This is a genomic window from Gordonia gummivorans, from assembly GCF_022513585.1.
Classification (GTDB): domain Bacteria; phylum Actinomycetota; class Actinomycetes; order Mycobacteriales; family Mycobacteriaceae; genus Gordonia.
The window spans coordinates 107,490-125,077 of record NZ_JAKWBF010000012.1; the positions used below are offsets into that span (position 1 = coordinate 107,490).

The window sequence follows — 17,588 nt, forward strand, 5'->3', positions numbered from 1 at the left end:
TCGATTGTGCCCTGGGAAGGCGGAGCAGAGAGCAATAGCGGCGCTATTGTGATTCGACGACAACGAGCCAGGGTGCAATCGAGCCGCCAAGACCCGCAAAGGGCATTGGGAGACACGCCCTGGTCAGCTGTTTTCCCCTCGCGCCACGACGTCCCACCGCTCGGTCACATCACCTCGATCGTCGACGATCATCAGCTCGTCGACCAGGTTGACGGCGGTACAGACATGATTGGGAATCAACCGGATTCGTGATCCGATCGCCGGAATGCCTTCCGAAGCCGCACCATCGGGGAACTCGACGACGGCATGATGTTCCGACAGCGACGTCACGCGGGCGTCGAGGTGATCCGGCAGACGACCGAACCCTGTTGTCCACGAAGGACGGTCCGCGCCGAGGATCTTGCTGCCAGCATCGACGACGACGCGGTGGCCGGTGCGGTGGACCACCGTCGTCACCGCCCACAGGCTCGCGTCGTGGATGCCGCACGAGCACATCTCCAACTGCTGCGCGTCGTTGAACGGGTAGACACCGGGCCGGATCTCGGTGAGTACCCCACCGTCGGCGAAGTCCAGGGTCGGTGTCGAGCCACCACTGCGCACCCGAGGCTCGATCCCCTCGTCGGACAGTCGTTGCGCGGCAACGGAAAGCACCCTCGCCTCGTCGTGAGCCGCGTCGCGCCGGGTATCACCGATCCCATATCCGTGCCCAGGAAAGGTGAACACACCCACCACGTCGAGACCCAGATCTCTTGCCGCCGAGGCTACTTCACCTGACCGCTCGGGCGCCACCCCGGTGCGGTGCTGCCCCGAGTCGACCTCGATCACCACCTCGACCGACCGAGTGCCCAGCTCACCGGCCAACTGGCGCGCGCCCTCGACGGAATCGACCCCGACCCGAACGCGCACCTGGTCGGCCAGCGCGGCCAGCCTGCGACCCTTGGTGCCGGTCACCCACAACGGATAGGCGATGAACAGATCACGACATCCGGTCGCGGCGGCGTGCGCGGCGAACACCTCGGCCTCGCCGATCGTCGCCACGGTCAAACCCGTCGCGCCGGCAGCGATCTGACGCCGCGCCACCTCGAGGCATTTGTGCGTCTTCGCGTGCGGTCTCAGTTCCAGTCCCGCGGCGCGGGCCACCCCGGCCACCCGATCCAGATTGTGCTGCATTCGTGCCGCGTCCACGGCCAGAAACGGAGTGTCGGGCCCGGCCGGCACAGAATCAACTGGCATGGGCCCAGCCTGTCACCCGCGACCCCGCAATCGGAACCCGGCGTCGGTAGACTCGATCGAATGAGTTCGGATGACCAGCGGCGCAGCCTCGCGCAAGACCTGGCCGGCCGATCCGACGACGCACTCGCCGAGCTGCTGGCGCAGCGTCCCGACCTCGCCTCGCCACCCCCGCAGGGCAGCGCCGTCCTCGCACAGCGCGCGCTCGCGCCCGCGTCGCTCGCACACACCGGCGAGGATCTCGACCTGTTGAGCGTTGCCGTCCTCGAGCAGGCGCTGGCGCTCGGCGCTCGTCGAAACGCAGGCAGTTCGCACGCGACGGCCGGCGCCATCGTCACCGCGATCGGCAATCGAGCTGATCCGCAAGACATCGCAGACCGCATCGACCTGCTGACACTCCGCGCCGTTCTCTGGACCGAGGGCGCCACGCTGCAGGCCGGGGCCCATGCCGACGCCGCGCTGCCGTGGAAGGCCCATCACCTCACCGGCCTGCTGTGCACGCGTACACCCGAGACCATCAGCGCCCTCCTCGAGAAGCTCGACGACCGCCAGCGCGAACTGTTGCAGACGCTCTCTCGCGGCCCGGCACTCGGCCGCAGCCGCGACGCAGGGCCGGCAGCCGACCCCAACGCACCCATCCCACGTCTCATCGAGGCCGGCCTGCTGGCCCGCGTCGACGATCACACCGTCGAACTCCCACCGACCGTCGGCACGATCCTGCGTGGCGAACCACCACTGCGCACCGACGATCTGCGCCCACCAGTGCTGCACGAGCCGGGTGCGAAACCGCGATTCAGCGCCCGCGCGGTCGACGACGCGGCGGGTGGCGAGGCGCTCGAACTGATCCGCCACATGACGAGCCTGCTGGGTGTGCTCGGCACGACGCCGGCCTCGGTGCTCCGCAGCGGCGCGCTCGGAGTTCGCGAGCTGCGCCGCCTGGCCAAGGTCACCGGCCTGGATCAGGGCCGCGTTGCCCTTCTTGCCGAACTCGCCGGTTACCTGCGCCTCATCGACGCCGGATTCCCGGAACCACCGCCGGCGGGCGACACCGGGGAACAAGCCTTTGCGCCCACCGCGTCCGCCGACAGCTGGCTGCACCAACCACGCGAAAGGCAGTGGGCCGCACTGCTCGACGCGTGGTTGCACATGCCCCGCAACGCATGGCGGGTCGGCGAGCCAGGTATCGACGGGACCACCCTGGCGGCGCTCGGCGGCGAACTCCACGACGCCTACGCCCCCATTCACCGACGACTCGTCCTGTCCACCCTCGCCGATGCCCGCCCGGCGGTCACTGTCTCACCGGAGGCGACCACCGCGGCGCTACAGTGGCGCCGACCGCGTCAGATGCGCCGCTTTCTGCTGTCGACGGTCCGCGAAACCCTGGATGAGGCAAGACAACTCGGTGTCGTCGCACACGGGGCGCTCACCGCGGTCGGCCGGGCGGCCATCGCCGACGGCGATCCCACTGACATCGAGGCCGCCACCCACAAGGCCATGCACGCGGCCCTCCCCGAACCCGTGGACCACTTCCTGACCCAAGCCGACCTCACGTTGACCGTACCCGGACCGATGACACCCGAACTCGCCGAACAGGTGGAACTCGTCGCCGATCTCGAATCCGGCGGCGCCGCTTCGGTTTACCGCGTCTCCGAGGAGAGCGTACGACGCGCCCTGGATGCCGGGCGCAGCAGCAGCGAACTGGTCGCCATGTTCACCACCCATTCCCGCACACCGGTCCCCCAGTCGCTGACCTACCTGATCGAAGACGTCGGCCGCAAGCATGGCCAACTGCGGGTCGGGATCGCATCCTCGTTCATCCGATGCGAGGACGCCACCACGATGGCGGCCGTACTTCGTTCTCCGGCAGCCGAACCCCTCGCCCTGCGCGCCCTGGCGCCGACCGTCGCCGTATCACCGTCGGAGCTCCGTGCCGTGCTCGACCAACTGCGTGCAGCCGGATTCGCGCCGGCCGGCGAGGATTCGTCGGGCACCATCGTCGACCTGCGGCAGCACGGCAGCCGGGTGAACGTTGCGCGCCAGAACCGGCACCTGCCACCCAGACGCACCCCACCGTCGGCCGAGCAGATCCGAAATGTGGTCAACCGCATGCGATCTCACGACCGCGCTGATGCCGCCACGCCGGCCGGCACCTCGCGCGCCCCGGTTCGGGCGGTCGGCGGCGGCGAGAGCTCGACGGCCCTGATCCAATTGGCGCTACGGGCCAACCGGCGCCTGCGTGTCGGGTACGTCGACGCCCAGGGATCGGCCAGCCGCCACGTGGTGAGCCCACGCACCCTGGGCGCGGGACAGCTCGTCGCACTCGAAGATGGCACCGACGACGAACAACGCTTCTCGCTGCACCGGATCACCAGCATCGAACTGCTGGACAACTGAGCTCGAGAAACTCGCTCGACCGCCGTCCACCGCGCGCGTACGGTGGTCGAGCCACACCCGTGGCGAATACCTCACGACCACAGGAAGAATCATGAACACCCAGTTCCCGGTACCCCTTTCCGGCGCGTCCGCCTCCACCCTGCTGTGGGCCGACGAGACGTCGATCGAGTACCAGGCGCTCAACCAGCTCCGCCGGGTGTCTGCTCTGCCGTGGGTACACGGGGTCCGGGTGATGCCCGACGTCCATGTCGGCAAGGGCGCCACCGTCGGCTCGGTCATCGCCATGCGCGATGCCGTGTGCCCGGCTGCGGTCGGCGTCGACATCGGATGCGGAATGGCAGCCGTCCGAACCGATCTCACCGCGTCGGACCTGCCCGACGACCTCTCCGGACTGCGCGGCGCCATCGAGGCGAAGGTGCCGGTGGGCTTCACGTCGCACAAGGAGCCGGTCAACATCCGGCGACTGCAGGTCGGCGGCGGCTGGGACGGATTCTGGTCCCGGTTCGCTGATCTGCATCGCGGTGTGCGGCAACTCGATACCCGCGCCGGCAAGCAGATGGGCACCCTCGGTGGCGGCAACCACTTCATCGAGATCTGCCTCGACGAGCCCGCCGACGGTGCCGAATCCCATGTGTGGATCATGCTGCACTCGGGGTCGCGCAACATCGGCAAGGAACTCGCCGAGCGGCACATGTCCATCGCGGCGAAGCTGCCCCACAACGCGGACCTGTCCGATCGTGATCTTGCCGTATTCGTCTCCGGGACAGCGGAGATGGATGCCTACCGACACGACCTCGACTGGGCGCAGGAATACGCTGCGCGCAACCGCCGGGTCATGCTGGCGCTTGTGTGCAGTGCGGTCCGGGAGAGCTTCGCGCAGCGGCGCGTCGTGTTCGACGAGCCGATCAGCTGCCACCACAACTACGTGGCCACCGAGCACATCGACGGCCTTGAGTTGCTCGTCACCCGCAAGGGCGCCATCCGCGCCGTGGCAGGCGAGCTGGGGTTGATCCCCGGGTCGATGGGTACCGATTCGTACGTGGTGCGCGGCCTCGGGTCGGTCGACTCGTTCTACTCCGCGTCGCACGGCGCGGGGCGGACGATGAGCCGGAGCAAGGCACGCAAGATGTTCACCGCCGAGGACTTGGTGGCCCAGACCCAAGGTGTCGAGTCGCGGAAGGACGCGGGTGTGGTCGACGAGATCCCGGCCGCGTACAAGGACATCGATTCGGTGATCGCCGCGCAGACCGATCTCGTGGAGGTCGTCGCCCGCCTGCGCCAGGTGGTGTGTGTCAAGGGTTGAGATGGTTGCCCGGGGTCGGAGGCACCTCCGATCCCGGGTGGCCTTCGGCGTGGACGTAAACTGGTCGGGTGCAACGTTTCCGAGGAATCCGATGACCGACGCGGACTCGCCGTGGGAATTGCCCGGCAACCTCGACCCCACTGCGCGCAAGATCGTGACCGCCGCGCGAATCCGATTCTCCGAGAGCGGATTCGCCGACACCACAATGGAAGACATCGCGCACGCAGCCGGGGTGGGGGTCGCCACGGTCTACCGGCGATTCGGCCACCGCAAGCGCATCGTCCGCTACGCGATCATCGACGAGGCGATCCGGCTCGGAAATCTCCTGTCGGCTGCGGGCGCATCGGCGTCGGGCCCCGAGGAACTTGTCGTCGAGACTTTCACCGCCTTCGTCCACGAAGCCTCACAACCCAAACTCCTCACCCGAAATCTGCGCGAGTCCGGCGAGGCCGCCGAATTGTCGGCGTTCCTGAACGACGCGACGATCATCAGCCTCGGCCGCTCGACAATCGCCACCAGCCTCCGGCCGTGGCAAGAGGCGGGCCGACTGCCCGCCGACCTCGACCTCGTCATCGTCGGCGAGATGATCTCCCGCCTGATGAACTCCCTCATCGAAGCGCCCGACGACAGCGCCATCCCCATCGCCGACCCCGCCGCAGCACGGCGCTTCGCGCAGACCTACCTGGTCCCGCTGCTCCAAGCGACCGGTCGCTGACTCGAAGAGTTCGGTGACCACAGCGCTGAACTGGGCAAATACGTTAGTGCCGTGCCCGCAGAATCTAGGGGAAGAAGTTCTTCCCCGGGGTTTGTAGTCGTCCGCGAGAAATTTCTGGGGGAAGACACCAGGGGTAGGGGACGAGTTTTCTTCCCCTAGTTTCTTGTGCGGCGGATAGCGCCTTCTGTGCTCGACGTGCGAGCAGATCTCAGCAGACCGTCGGGCGAGAAGGGTTTGCGCGGGCGCCCAAGATCGTGGTCGCGACGGCAGCTTCTCCCACCCCCGGGGCGCGTCGTCGGCGTGTCGCGCTTTCAGAAACCGCGTGTCTGGTCAGAAACCCGAGGCGCACCAGCGGTTTCTGGCCGCACCGGCGGTTTCTGGCAACAAGTGCGGTTTCTGTAGCGAGGCCGCACTCTTCCCACCTCCACGATCGCCACCACGAGGTTGAGTGTGCTCCACGTCTCATTTTGATAGACTAGCGCCGCTTTATCTATCAGACAGGATTCGGGGGGCGCGACGATGCGAGTGGACACCAGACATTCCGGATCGAGCGACGACGTCGGATCGGCGGAACCATCGGCCCAGCCGTTGGGGCCGGATTCGGCCAGCTGGCAGTACGGCAACGACTGGCGTGGCCTGTTCGGCGCCCTGGACGCCGGGAGCGCAGCGAGCGGGTCCGAATGAAACGGTCGACCATCTGGTTGGAGGTGGCCCACCCCGTGGTCGGGGCGGGTGTGGGCCAACACTCCAGATTCGACACCGACCGGTGGGGCACCCTGACCCGGCGGTTCAAGACGATGTTCGCCATCTACGGCGGGCACGGCGACGAGGGTGCCCGCGTCGCTTCCGAACATCTACGCGCGATCCACAGCCAGGTGAAAGGTGTTGACAATCAAGGACGTTCGTATCACGCCCTGAACGCCGACGCATTCCTCTGGGTGGCCGCGACCGGCTACTCGACGCAGGCCGACATCCGTCGGGCCTTCGGCGGGCGGGTCGACGACGAACTCGAGGACGCCCTCTACGAGGACTGGAAACGCACCGCACGAGTCCTCGGCGAGTCCGAACGCGTCATTCCGCCCACCCGCGTCGAATTCTGGGCGTATTACTGGCATGTGGTCGACGACGTCCTGGAACGCAATCTGTGCACCGATCGGTATCCGTTCCGGCGTATCACCCCGACCCCGAAGCTGCCGGACTTCTTCACCACACGAGAGGCGGCCAAGCCATGACCGCGGCGCCCGAGTTCATCGATCCGCCCGACGTCGTCGACACCTACCAGCACGACCTCGTGGCCGCGATCCCGCGCGCCCGGCGTCGTCGCCCGATTCGGCAACCCGCCGACCTCGTCACCGGCCTCGGACCGACCATCGCCGGCGCGAACGTGATCATGCAGCTGGCCAACCCGAAGGTCGGATACGGCGTCAACGAGAGCCGCGTCGACTCCGGCAACGCCATCAAACGACCCATCAAACGCGGCCGCACCACCGGCACCTTCCTGGCGGTGGCGCTCCTCGGCAACGCCGACGATCAGGCGTATGTCCACCGAGAGGTCGGCCGAATCCACCAGCAGGTGTACTCGACCGCGCAGAGCCCGGTCCGCTACAGCGCGAGCGACGCGCGACTGCAGCTCTGGGTCGCCGTCTGCCTGCTGAAGTACTTCATCGACCAGTACGAACTCCTCTACGGTCCGCTGTCGGCGCGGGAGAAGGAGCTGGTGGTGCGCATGGGTCACCCATTGGGGACCGCGCTCAACGTGCCGGTGTCGAAGTGGCCGCACAGCTACGACGCGCTGATCCGCTACTGGAACGACGAGGTGACACGCCTACGCATCGATCCACCGGTCCGCGAGGAGTTGCAGAGCTTGTCGGACCTGTCGTTCCTCGAGTATCGCGTCGGGCGACTCGGGACGCTGGCGCACGTGACGCTGGGTTCCTTCCTGACCTATGTGATCAGCGGCGGACTGCCCGAGGAGGTCCGCGACCTCATGGGGTGGGAATGGACCGAGCGTGACGCACGTCGTTACCGGGCCACGCTCGCCGGATTCCGCCTCGTCGACCCGATCCTCGGACCCGTCGTCAAGGGCATGCTGCATCTGAACCTGCTCGACCTGCGCGTCCGACGTCGGCTGGGTCTGCGCGTTTTCTGATTCACTCGTTTCCGCGGGCGGTGAACGGGGTGGCCCGGATTTGCACTGACCTGGACAATGGATCGGGTGACCGATGGACCCCTGATCGTGCAATCCGACAAGACGCTGCTGCTCGAGGTCGACCACCCCGACGCCCCCGCGGCCCGTGCGGCGATCGCACCCTTCGCCGAGTTGGAACGCGCGCCCGAACACGTACACACCTATCGGGTGACCCCGCTGGCCCTGTGGAATGCGCGGGCAGCCGGCCACGACGCCGAGCAGGTGGTCGACGCCCTCGTCACGTACTCGCGCTATGCCGTGCCGCAGCCGCTGCTGATGGACGTCGTCGACACCATGGGCCGGTTCGGCCGGCTGCAGCTGGTCAAGCACCCCAGCCAGGGCCTGACGCTGGTCAGCCTCGACCGCGCCGTCCTCGAGGAGGTGCTGCGCAACAAGAAGGTCGCCCCGATGCTCGGCGCGCGCATCGACGACGACACCGTCGTCGTGCATCCGTCAGAGCGTGGCCGCCTCAAGCAGATCCTGCTCAAGGTCGGATGGCCGGCCGAGGACCTGGCCGGCTACGTCGACGGTGAGGCCCACCCCATCGCACTCGATGAGGGCAACTGGCACCTGCGCGACTATCAGGAGATGGCCGCGGACTCCTTTTGGGCCGGCGGCTCCGGCGTGGTGGTCCTGCCCTGCGGCGCGGGCAAGACGATGGTGGGCGCCGCCGCGATGGCCAAGGCGGGTGCCACCACGCTGATCCTGGTCACCAACACGGTCGCCGGACGTCAGTGGAAGCGTGAGCTCATCGCCCGCACCACGCTCACCGAGGAGGAGATCGGCGAGTACTCCGGCGAACGCAAGGAGATCCGGCCGGTCACCATCGCGACCTATCAGGTGATGACCCGAAAGTCGAAGGGGGAGTACCGAAATCTCGATCTGTTCGACTCCCGCGACTGGGGTCTCATCATCTACGACGAGGTACACCTCCTGCCTGCCCCGGTGTTCCGGATGACCGCCGACCTGCAATCCCGACGACGCCTCGGACTCACCGCCACCCTCGTGCGCGAAGACGGCCGCGAGGGCGACGTGTTCAGCCTCATCGGCCCCAAGCGCTACGACGCCCCGTGGAAGGACATCGAAGCGCAGGGCTGGATCGCGCCCGCCGAGTGCATCGAGGTCCGGGTGACCCTCACCGACAACGAACGTCTCCAGTACGCCGTCGCCGAGCCGGAGGAGAAGTACAAACTCTGCTCCACCGCCCACACCAAGGTCAACGTCGTGAAGTCGATCCTGGCCCGGCACAACGGTTCCCAGACGCTGGTCATCGGCGCCTACATCGACCAGCTCGAGGAACTCGGCCGCGAACTCGACGCCCCGGTGATCCAGGGCTCCACCAAGAACAAGGATCGCGAGGTGCTGTTCGACCAATTCCGGTCCGGCGAACTGCAGACCCTCGTCGTGTCCAAGGTGGCGAACTTCTCCATCGACCTCCCCGAGGCGTCGGTGGCGGTGCAGGTGTCGGGCACCTTCGGTTCACGGCAGGAGGAGGCACAGCGGCTCGGACGCCTGCTGCGTCCCAAATCCGATGGCGGACAAGCACACTTCTACTCGGTGGTGTCCCGCGACACCCTCGATGCCGACTACGCCGCCCACCGTCAGCGCTTCCTCGCCGAGCAGGGGTACGCCTACCGGATCACCGACGCCGACGACCTCTTGGGACCCGCCATCGGTGACGAGGCGTCGAACTAGACACCACCGCTCCTTCCGCTGCCTGAGGCGCCTTTCCGCTGCCTGAGGTGCTCGAGGCGCTAGCCGAGAGCCTCGAAGGCCCGGTGAGACAACACATGTCGTCTCACCACGGGCTTCGAGGCTCGCAGGCTCGCACCTCAGCCAGCGGGTGAGCAACCTCAGCCAGCGGCGGGCTCGAGGCGGCGGGGATCACACCTCGGCGAGACAGTAACCGATCGATTGTGGCCGGGAGAAGGTCCACCGCGACTCTGCCGGTTCGCACGAGATCGATGCATTGGAACGCCGGGTCACCCTGGCCAATGTCGTGTTCGCGCCCGCCGGGCCGGAGCAGGAGACCTCCTGATAGTCCGCGAGCGAGCCGCCGTTCGTCGGCACCTGGTAGCACAGTGACTGAATGAAATTCGGTGTGAGGCAGAGCTTCTGATTCGACGACGGGAAAGTGATGATCGCGCTCTTGTCACTCGAACACGACGCACTCGACGCGATGACCTCGCCGGCGTAGAAGTTCAGGCCGGCCGAATCGCAATCGACCTTCGACGCGAGCACGGTGCCCGCCGACCCCGGCTGGGTGGCGATGGCGAGGCATTCGCCGGGCGTGATCTCGGACGGACCGGTGATCGGCTGTGGTGAGGAATCAGTCGTTCGGGTCGCCGGGTTTCCGTCGGGCACAACGGTGGTGCCGTCGCGCACCGTCGTGGCAGCAGTGCGGTCGGATGTCGTGTCGGCCTTGTCTGCGGCGTCGGAGATCGATTTGCCGACGTAGATGACGCCGGCGACGATCGCGATCAACAACACCACCGCGGCCACACTCAGGCCGATGAGGACGCCCGAGCCGCGTTCGGGTTGGGCCGGTATCGGCGCACTGAACGGCCCGCTCGGCGGCTGGGCCGCCATCGGCCCACTCGGCGGCGGCCCGCCCATCGGGTACGGATAGCCGGGGGTCGGCGGGGGTTGACCGGGCGGGGGACCACCTGGCCGTTGACCACCCATCGGCGCCTGCTGAGGTGGCGGCGGCGGGGGTTTGCGCAACGCCGGCGCCGGACGGTGCGGCGGGGGCGGAGGCAGCGTGCTGCTCGCCGCGGGCGAGGCCAGCGCCTTCTCGAGGGCCGACGCGAAAGCCCGACACGACTCGAACCGATCGGACGGCGACTTCGCGAGCGCGCGGTCGAGGACGTCGTCGACGGCGGGCGAGATCTCCGGGCGGGCGCTGCTCGCGTGCGGCGCCGAGCTGTTCAGGTGATGGGCGATGATCGACGCCGAGTTCGCACCCTGGAAGGGCGGACGCCCGGTGAGGAATTCGAACACGGTGGCCGCCAGCGAATACTGGTCGGACCGGCCGTCCACCGGGTCGCCGAGAAGCTGTTCGGGGGCGGCGTAGGCGACGGTGCCCAGGAACATGTTGGTCGAGGTGAGATTGCTGACGTCCTGCTGCGACTTCGCGATGCCGAAGTCGGCAAGCAGCACTCGAGGCTCGGGCCCGTCCGCGTCCTGCAGCAGGATGTTGGCAGGCTTGACGTCGCGGTGCAGCAGACCGGTGGCGTGGGCGCGGTCGAGGGCCGCCGCAACCGAACTCACCACCGCGATCACCGTCGACACCGGCAGCCCGCGCTGATGGCGGCGAAGCAACTTGAGGCCGTCGATCCCGTCGATGAACTCCATGGCGATCCACAGGTGACCGTCGTACTCGCCGGAGTTGAAGATCGTGACGATCGCCGGATGCACGACGCTCGACGCGAGTTCGGCCTCCCGCACAAACCGCTGCCGATACATAGGATCGCGGCTCAGCTCGCCGGGCAGCACCTTGAGCGCTTCGTTGCGGGGCAGGTGGGGATGGCGCGCCAGATAGATCTCGCCCATACCGCCGCGACCGATGAGCTTGATGATGGTGTAGCCGGCAAATTGTTCGCCCGGACTGCGCGGCATCCACTCTCCTCATCCGATCGACACGCGAGATGTCCCAGTCTGTCATCCGAGGCCCGGAGGCCGCGATAGCGCGGGGATCCTCGAATGACAAGTATGACAGCCTGGGTCCATGGCAACCGTTGAACGCCTGCGACCCTTCGCCACCACCATCTTCGCCGAGATGTCGGCGCTGGCGGTCACCCACGACGCGGTCAATCTGGGTCAGGGCTTCCCCGACACCGACGGTCCGGCGTCGATGCTGGACGCCGCGAAAGCAGCCATCACCGGCGGCCGCAATCAGTACCCGCCGGGGATCGGAGTGCCCGAACTGCGCGCCGCGGTGTCGGCGCATCAGCGCTCCCACTACGGCCTCGACTACGACCCCGACGCCGAGGTTCTGGTGACGGTCGGGGCCACCGAGGCGATCGCGGGAGCCGTCGTCGGGCTCGTGGAACCCGGCCGTGAGGTCGTGATGATCGAGCCGTATTACGACGCCTACGCCGCGACCGTCGCCATGGCCGGCGGTGTTCGACGCACGGTGCCGCTGGTGGCCGACGGAGCCGGTTTTGTCCTCGACCGCGACCGTCTCGCCCACGCGTTCGGCCCGCAGACCGCGATGATCATCGTCAACTCACCGCACAACCCGACCGGGACCGTGCTGCACGACGACGACCTCGCCGAGATCGCCCGCCTCTGCATCGAGCACGACGTCATCGCGGTCACCGACGAGGTGTACGAGCATCTGCTCTTCGACGGTCGCACGCACACACCCCTCGCGACGCTGCCCGGGATGCGCGAGCGCACCCTGCGGATCTCCAGCGCGGCTAAGACATTCAACTGCACCGGATGGAAGGTCGGCTGGATCAGTGGCCCGCGCGAACTCGTGGCCGCCGCCCGGACCGCCAAGCAGTACATGTCCTACGTCGGTTCGGGACCGTTTCAGCCGGCGGTGGCCCATGCACTGGATCATGAGATGGACTGGGTGGCATCGTCGGCCGCTTCGTTGGCGAAGCAGCGCGATCTGCTGTCGGCGGCGTTGAGCGATGCCGGGTTCGGCGTCCACCGCAGCGAGGCAACGTACTTCGTCTGCGCCGACCCTCGACCACTCGGCTACTCCGACGGCGTCGAGCTGTGCCGCTCGCTCCCCGGACTGGTCGGAGTGGCCGCCGTGCCGGTCAGCGTCTTCGCCGACGACCGCGCACCCTGGCAGCACATGGTGCGCTTCGCGTTTGCCAAACGGGCCGACGTCATCGCGGAAGCGGCGGAGCGGTTGCGGAGGTTGTGAGCGCTCACCGCAGCGCCGGCATCACCTGCTGCTCGAACAACTCGACGTCGCCGCGGTCATAAGCGACGTTCGGGAAGTAGCAGATCGCATACGACATACCCTGTGCGGCAAGCGCGGTGAGGTTCTCGACCACCTGCTCCGGCGTCCCGACCCCCGGCATGCCACGGAAGGCGCCCATGGTGGCGGCGGCCATGTCGTCGCCGACGGTCTTGGCGTAGGTCGCCTGCAGGTCGTCGAGCTTGCGGTCGACCTCCGCCGCCGACTCGGCGAGGATCACGTTGTAGTTGGCCGAGCGGGTGATCGCGTCGAAGTCGCGGCCGATATCGGCACAATGCTGTTGCAGCACTTGCGATTTGTGCGCGAACCCATCGGGGGTGCCGTCGAAGTTGGTGTAGTCGGCGTGCTGAGCGGCGATCCGTAGCGTCTTGCGTTCGCCGCCTCCGGCGATCCAGAGCGGGATGGAGCCGTTGGTCGGACGGGGCGCGCAGATCGCGTCGTCGACGGTGTAGTGCTTGCCCGCGAAGGTGGCCCGACCGTCCGCCCACGCCCGCCGCATGATCTGCACACCCTCGTCGAGCCGCCCGAGACGCTCACCCGCCGAAGGGAATCCGTATCCGTAGGCGCGCCACTCGTGCTCGTACCAGCCGCCGCCGATACCCATCTGGACACGGCCGCCGGAAATCAGATCGGCGGTCGCGGCGACCTTGGCGAGGTACATCGGATTGCGGTAGCTCATCGCGGTGCACATCTGCCCGATGTCGACACGGCTCGTCGTCGCCGCGAGTGCCGAGACCAGCGTCCACGCCTCGTGGGTCGCCTCGTCGGTCGGCAGCGGAACCGTGTGGAAGTGGTCGTAGACCCATACCGAGTCCCAGTCGTTCTTCTCGGCCGCGCCGGCGACCGACGACATCGTCTGCCATTGCGCGGACGGCTCGATGCCGACCAGATCCAGACGCCAACCCTGCGGAATGAACATGCCGAAACGCATGGGTTCCAACCTACGCCACCCGGAACGGACCGAACTTACAATCAGTCTGGACTGTTTGTAGATTTCTCGCTAGCATCACCACCGTGAGCGAGGAACCTGAACCACGACCACGGCGCAGCCAGGCGGAACGCAGCGCCGCGACGCGCGCGCTGGTGCTCGACGCGACGATCGAGTCCCTGGTCGAAGTTGGCTACGCGCGCACCACGACCCAGGAGGTCAACCGGCGTGCCGGGATCTCGCGCGGCGCGCTCCTGCACCATTTCCCCACCCGCGAATCGCTCGTCGTCGCGGCGGTCGCACACCTCGTCGAGGCCCGAATGACCGAACTGCTGTCCCGACCACGGACCGGTGACGAGGACATCGAGATCCTCCTCGAGGCGTTCAGCGGACCGCTCTTCGACGCGGCGCTCGAACTGTGGGTGGCCGCCCGCACCGAGCCGGTCCTGCGGGCCGCGATGGTCCCGCTGGAACAGAAGGTGTCCGACGCCATCGCCACCGGCGCGCTCGAACTCTTCGGCGATCTCTACACGCCCGAGCAGATCGCACTCAGCGCGGAGTTGGCCCGCGGCATCGCGGTGTCGTCGATCCTGCGCGGCCCGGCCGCCAACCGCGACTTCATCGCCCGACTGCTGCCCGTCTGGAAGGACCTCCTCAACCCATGAACGCTTTCAGTCGTCTCCCCGTGTACGTCGACGTGCTGGTCGTCGGCGTCGGCTTCGGCGGTCTCGCCGCCCTGCACAGTCTGCGACGCGACCATCCCGACCTGAGCGTCCTCGCCATCGAACGCGCCGCGACCGCCGGCGGCGTGTGGCGGGAGAACAACTATCCCGGCGCCGCGTGCGATGTTCCGACGTCGCTGTACTCGCTGTCCTTTGCCCCCAACCCCGACTGGTCGCACACCTACGGCGCTCAGCACGAGATATATCGCTACCTGCGCGACGTCGCGGAAGGATTCGCCGACGAGATCCGGTACAACTGCGCGCTTCTCGACGCCTCATGGAACGACACCGATCAGGAGTGGACCGCACAGACCGAGCACGGACCGATCCGCTGCCGCTTCCTCGTTGCCGCGCCGGGCGCGCTGTCGGAGCCGGGCATACCGAGCATCCCCGGTTCAGATGACTTCGGCGGCACGACCTTTCACAGCGCGCACTGGGACCATCGCCATCGTCTCGACGGCCGGCGGGTGGCGATCGTCGGCAGCGGCGCGTCGGCCATCCAGATCGTCCCGGAGATCGTCGACAAGGTGGAGCACCTGACCGTTCTCCAACGCACACCCGCCTGGGTGGTGCCGCGGCTCGACCGGTCCATAGGACTGCTCGAACGCGGACTCTACCGGCGTATTCCCGCCGCCCACCGCCTGATGCGGAAACTCGTCTGGGCCTACCGCGAATTCTACGTCCTGTTGATGGCGCGCCGCCCAAAGCTGTTGCCGATCGCCACGGCGATCGCGAAAGCCCAACTGCGCGTGCAGGTGCACGACCGCGAGTTGCGACGTCGACTCACGCCGTCCTACACCATCGGCTGCAAGCGGATGCTGCTCACCAACAAGTGGTTTCCCGCGCTGCAGCGGCCGAACGTCACCGTCACCGGCGCGCTCACCGGCCTCACGCCGGGCGGCGCCATCGACGACGCGGGCACCGAACACAAGGTCGACACGGTGATCTTCGCGACAGGCTTCACCCCGACCACTCCCCCGATCGCGTCGGCGATCCGAGGCCGCACCGGCGACACGCTCGCCGACACCTGGGCCGGATCTCCCCGGGCATATCGCGGTGTGTCCGTTCACGGATTTCCCAATCTGTTGTTCCTGTACGGCCCCAACACCAACCTCGGCCACAGCTCGATCGTGCTCATGCTCGAACCCCAGGCCGACTACGTCAGCACCACGATCGGCACCCTGCGACGCATGAACAAGACGACCGTCGAGGTCACGCAGGCCGCACAAGACCACTACAACGCCCACCTCGACCTGGAACTCGATGGCACCGTGTGGAATTCGGGCGGATGCTCGAGCTGGTACCTCGACGACACCGGTCACAACTCGGTGATGTGGCCGAACTACACCAGCACCTACCGGCGGCTCATGGCCACTTTCGAACCCGCCGATCACATCCTGCGCAGCGAGTCGCGTCCGATGGCCGATCCCGTCGACGACGTGGAAGTCGTTCGGTGACAACCACTCCACGGCACTTCGACGTGGTCGTCGTCGGCTCCGGTTTCGGCGGTTCGGTAGCGGCACTTCGCCTCACCGAGAAGGGCTATCGCGTCGGCGTGATCGAGTCCGGGCGGCGTTTTGCCGACGACGAACTACCGAAGACGAGTTGGCGGCTGCGCGACTATGTCTGGGCGCCGGCGCTCGGCTTGTTCGGTGTGCAGCGCATGCACCTGCTGCGGGACGTGCTGGTGATGGCCGGCGCGGGCGTCGGCGGCGGTTCGCTGAACTATGCCAACACGCTCTACCGTCCGTTGCCGGCGTTCTTCGACGACCCGCACTGGGGTGCCATCACCGACTGGGCCACCGAACTCGACCCCTACTACGACCAGGCGTCGCGCATGCTCGGCGTCACCACCAACCCGCACGTCACCCCGGCCGACGAGGTGATGCGCCGCGTCGCCGACGAGATGGGCGCGGGCGACACCTTTGTGCCGACGCCGGTGGGCGTGTTCTTCGGGACACCCGGCCAATCGGTCGCCGACCCGTTCTTCGGTGGCGCGGGCCCCGACCGCACCGGCTGCACCGAATGCGGCGCCTGCATGACCGGCTGCCGGGTCGGCGCCAAGAACACGCTGGTGAAGAACTATCTGCACCTCGCGGAGGCCGCGGGCGCCGAGATCATCGACATGACAACGGTTCACGCCATCACCCCCGAGGGCAGCGGCGGATACGTACTCGACGCCCATCGCAGCGGCCGACGCCGAACCCGCCGCACTTTCACCGCCGACCACGTGGTTCTCGCGGCCGGTACGTACGGGACCAACAAGTTGCTGCTCGACATGCAGCGCGGGGGACGGCTACCCAGGCTGTCGTCGCGGCTCGGCCGAGTGGTCCGGACGAATTCCGAGGCCGTCCTCGCCGCCAGTGCGCGCAGCGTCGGCGACGTCGACTACAGCCACGGCGTCGCGATCACGTCGTCGTTCCACCCGAACGACCACACGCATATCGAGCCAGTGCGATATGGCAAGGGCAGCAACCTCATCGGGCTCTTGCAAGCGGTTCTGGTGGACGGCGGTGGACGCATCCCGCGCCTCCTCAAGGCGATCATCGTCATGCTCACGCATCCGTTGACCACCGCCCGCAGCCTGTCGGTGCGCCGGTGGTCCGAACGCACGATCATCGCGCTGGTGATGCAGACGGTCGACAACTCGATCGAATTGACCTCGCGCCGAGGCAGATTCGGGCCGATCCTGCGCAGCCGGCCGGGCGCCGGAGATCCGCCACCGCGCTGGATACCGGAGGGACACACGGCCGTCCGGGCGGTGGCCCGCGAGATCGACGGCGATCCCGGCGGCTCCGTCGTCGACCTGCTGAACATCCCGATGACCGCCCACTTCCTCGGCGGATGCTCGATCGGCACCAGCGCCGACGATGGTGTGGTCGACGCCTACCATCGCGTGTTCGGGCATCCGGGACTGCACGTCGTCGACGGTTCGACGGTGTCGGCGAACCTGGGCGTCAACCCGTCGCTCACCATCACCGCCCAGGCCGAACGCGCCCTCGCGATGTGGCCCAATGCCGGCGAACTGGATCGGCGTCCACCCCTCGGCAGCGTCTACTCGCCGATCGAGCCGACGCAGCCGCTGCACCCGACGGTTCCGACCCACGCGCCCGGGGCGCTGCGGCTGCCAATCACGCCCGTACGTCAGCGAGCGTGACCCGATTTCCAC

The 17,588-nt window shown here is 67.6% G+C and carries 14 protein-coding genes; 11 read left to right on the top strand and 3 right to left on the bottom strand.

Annotated elements, in window-relative coordinates; genetic code table 11:
* Positions 1–123: 123 nt before the first annotated feature.
* Complete coding sequence (locus MKW15_RS11240) at positions 124–1,233, bottom strand: alanine racemase (protein ID WP_240857703.1); 1,110 nt, start codon at positions 1,231–1,233, stop codon at positions 124–126.
* Positions 1,234–1,293: 60 nt separating this feature from the next.
* Here MKW15_RS11240 and MKW15_RS11245 point away from each other — a divergent pair, with 60 nt between their 5' ends.
* The 7 genes from MKW15_RS11245 (at position 1,294) to MKW15_RS11275 (ending at position 9,525) form a co-directional block, all read left to right on the top strand.
* Positions 1,294–3,624: a helicase-associated domain-containing protein gene (locus MKW15_RS11245; RefSeq protein ID WP_240857704.1), complete on the top strand. Its 2,331-nt coding sequence runs from the start codon at positions 1,294–1,296 to the stop codon at positions 3,622–3,624.
* Positions 3,625–3,715: 91 nt separating this feature from the next.
* A complete protein-coding gene (locus MKW15_RS11250; RefSeq protein ID WP_240857705.1) occupies positions 3,716–4,927 on the top strand; it encodes an RtcB family protein in 1,212 nt (403 codons plus the stop codon).
* 91 nt (positions 4,928–5,018) lie between these two features.
* The gene (locus MKW15_RS11255) at positions 5,019–5,642 is read left to right on the top strand and encodes a TetR/AcrR family transcriptional regulator (protein ID WP_240857706.1); all 624 of its coding nucleotides are present in this window, start codon (positions 5,019–5,021) and stop codon (positions 5,640–5,642) included.
* 525 nt (positions 5,643–6,167) lie between these two features.
* Positions 6,168–6,326: a hypothetical protein gene (locus tag MKW15_RS11260; protein ID WP_240857707.1), complete on the top strand. Its 159-nt coding sequence runs from the start codon at positions 6,168–6,170 to the stop codon at positions 6,324–6,326.
* Positions 6,323–6,874 (top strand): oxygenase MpaB family protein, encoded by a 552-nt coding sequence (locus MKW15_RS11265; protein WP_240857708.1) that lies wholly within the window; start codon positions 6,323–6,325, stop codon positions 6,872–6,874. Before MKW15_RS11260 ends, MKW15_RS11265 begins: the two co-directional genes overlap by 4 nt.
* Positions 6,871–7,791, top strand: coding sequence for an oxygenase MpaB family protein (locus MKW15_RS11270; protein WP_240857709.1), 921 nt, complete (start codon positions 6,871–6,873; stop codon positions 7,789–7,791). Before MKW15_RS11265 ends, MKW15_RS11270 begins: the two co-directional genes overlap by 4 nt.
* A 66-nt stretch (positions 7,792–7,857) precedes the next feature.
* Positions 7,858–9,525 (top strand): DNA repair helicase XPB, encoded by a 1,668-nt coding sequence (locus tag MKW15_RS11275; RefSeq protein ID WP_355278276.1) that lies wholly within the window; start codon positions 7,858–7,860, stop codon positions 9,523–9,525.
* Positions 9,526–9,714: 189 nt separating this feature from the next.
* On the opposite strand, the gene MKW15_RS11280 is transcribed toward MKW15_RS11275, so the two are convergent.
* On the bottom strand, positions 9,715–11,448 hold the full coding sequence (locus tag MKW15_RS11280; RefSeq protein WP_240857711.1) for a serine/threonine-protein kinase: 1,734 nt from the start codon (positions 11,446–11,448) through the stop codon (positions 9,715–9,717).
* Positions 11,449–11,557: 109 nt separating this feature from the next.
* On the opposite strand from MKW15_RS11280, the gene MKW15_RS11285 reads away from it, so the two are divergent.
* On the top strand, positions 11,558–12,712 hold the full coding sequence (locus tag MKW15_RS11285; RefSeq protein WP_240857712.1) for a pyridoxal phosphate-dependent aminotransferase: 1,155 nt from the start codon (positions 11,558–11,560) through the stop codon (positions 12,710–12,712).
* A gap of 4 nt (positions 12,713–12,716) precedes the next feature.
* Here MKW15_RS11285 and MKW15_RS11290 read toward each other — a convergent pair whose 3' ends face one another.
* Positions 12,717–13,700 carry an LLM class F420-dependent oxidoreductase gene (locus MKW15_RS11290; RefSeq protein ID WP_240857713.1) on the bottom strand — a complete coding sequence of 328 codons (984 nt, stop codon included), beginning with the start codon at positions 13,698–13,700 and terminating at the stop codon, positions 12,717–12,719.
* Positions 13,701–13,783: 83 nt separating this feature from the next.
* Here MKW15_RS11290 and MKW15_RS11295 point away from each other — a divergent pair, with 83 nt between their 5' ends.
* From MKW15_RS11295 to MKW15_RS11305, 3 genes are read left to right on the top strand one after another with little or no spacing between them, the layout of a single operon-like run.
* Positions 13,784–14,362: a TetR/AcrR family transcriptional regulator gene (locus MKW15_RS11295; RefSeq protein WP_240857714.1), complete on the top strand. Its 579-nt coding sequence runs from the start codon at positions 13,784–13,786 to the stop codon at positions 14,360–14,362.
* Positions 14,359–15,876 (top strand): flavin-containing monooxygenase, encoded by a 1,518-nt coding sequence (locus MKW15_RS11300; protein ID WP_240857715.1) that lies wholly within the window; start codon positions 14,359–14,361, stop codon positions 15,874–15,876. The genes MKW15_RS11295 and MKW15_RS11300 overlap by 4 nt, the downstream gene beginning before the upstream one ends.
* Positions 15,873–17,576 carry a GMC family oxidoreductase gene (locus tag MKW15_RS11305; RefSeq protein WP_240857716.1) on the top strand — a complete coding sequence of 568 codons (1,704 nt, stop codon included), beginning with the start codon at positions 15,873–15,875 and terminating at the stop codon, positions 17,574–17,576. The genes MKW15_RS11300 and MKW15_RS11305 overlap by 4 nt, the downstream gene beginning before the upstream one ends.
* The last annotated feature ends 12 nt before the right edge of the window (positions 17,577–17,588 follow it).

What these genes read in the sequence shown, in the direction of transcription:
- MKW15_RS11240 (WP_240857703.1), bottom strand. Translation starts at nt 1,233, where the DNA reads ATGCCAGTTGATTCTGTGCCGGCCGGGCCCGACACTCCGTTTCTGGCC.
- MKW15_RS11245 (WP_240857704.1), top strand. Translation starts at nt 1,294, where the DNA reads ATGAGTTCGGATGACCAGCGGCGCAGCCTCGCGCAAGACCTGGCCGGC.
- MKW15_RS11250 (WP_240857705.1), top strand. Translation starts at nt 3,716, where the DNA reads ATGAACACCCAGTTCCCGGTACCCCTTTCCGGCGCGTCCGCCTCCACC.
- MKW15_RS11255 (WP_240857706.1), top strand. Translation starts at nt 5,019, where the DNA reads ATGACCGACGCGGACTCGCCGTGGGAATTGCCCGGCAACCTCGACCCC.
- MKW15_RS11265 (WP_240857708.1), top strand. Translation starts at nt 6,323, where the DNA reads ATGAAACGGTCGACCATCTGGTTGGAGGTGGCCCACCCCGTGGTCGGG.
- MKW15_RS11270 (WP_240857709.1), top strand. Translation starts at nt 6,871, where the DNA reads ATGACCGCGGCGCCCGAGTTCATCGATCCGCCCGACGTCGTCGACACC.
- MKW15_RS11280 (WP_240857711.1), bottom strand. Translation starts at nt 11,448, where the DNA reads ATGCCGCGCAGTCCGGGCGAACAATTTGCCGGCTACACCATCATCAAG.
- MKW15_RS11285 (WP_240857712.1), top strand. Translation starts at nt 11,558, where the DNA reads ATGGCAACCGTTGAACGCCTGCGACCCTTCGCCACCACCATCTTCGCC.
- MKW15_RS11290 (WP_240857713.1), bottom strand. Translation starts at nt 13,700, where the DNA reads ATGCGTTTCGGCATGTTCATTCCGCAGGGTTGGCGTCTGGATCTGGTC.
- MKW15_RS11300 (WP_240857715.1), top strand. Translation starts at nt 14,359, where the DNA reads ATGAACGCTTTCAGTCGTCTCCCCGTGTACGTCGACGTGCTGGTCGTC.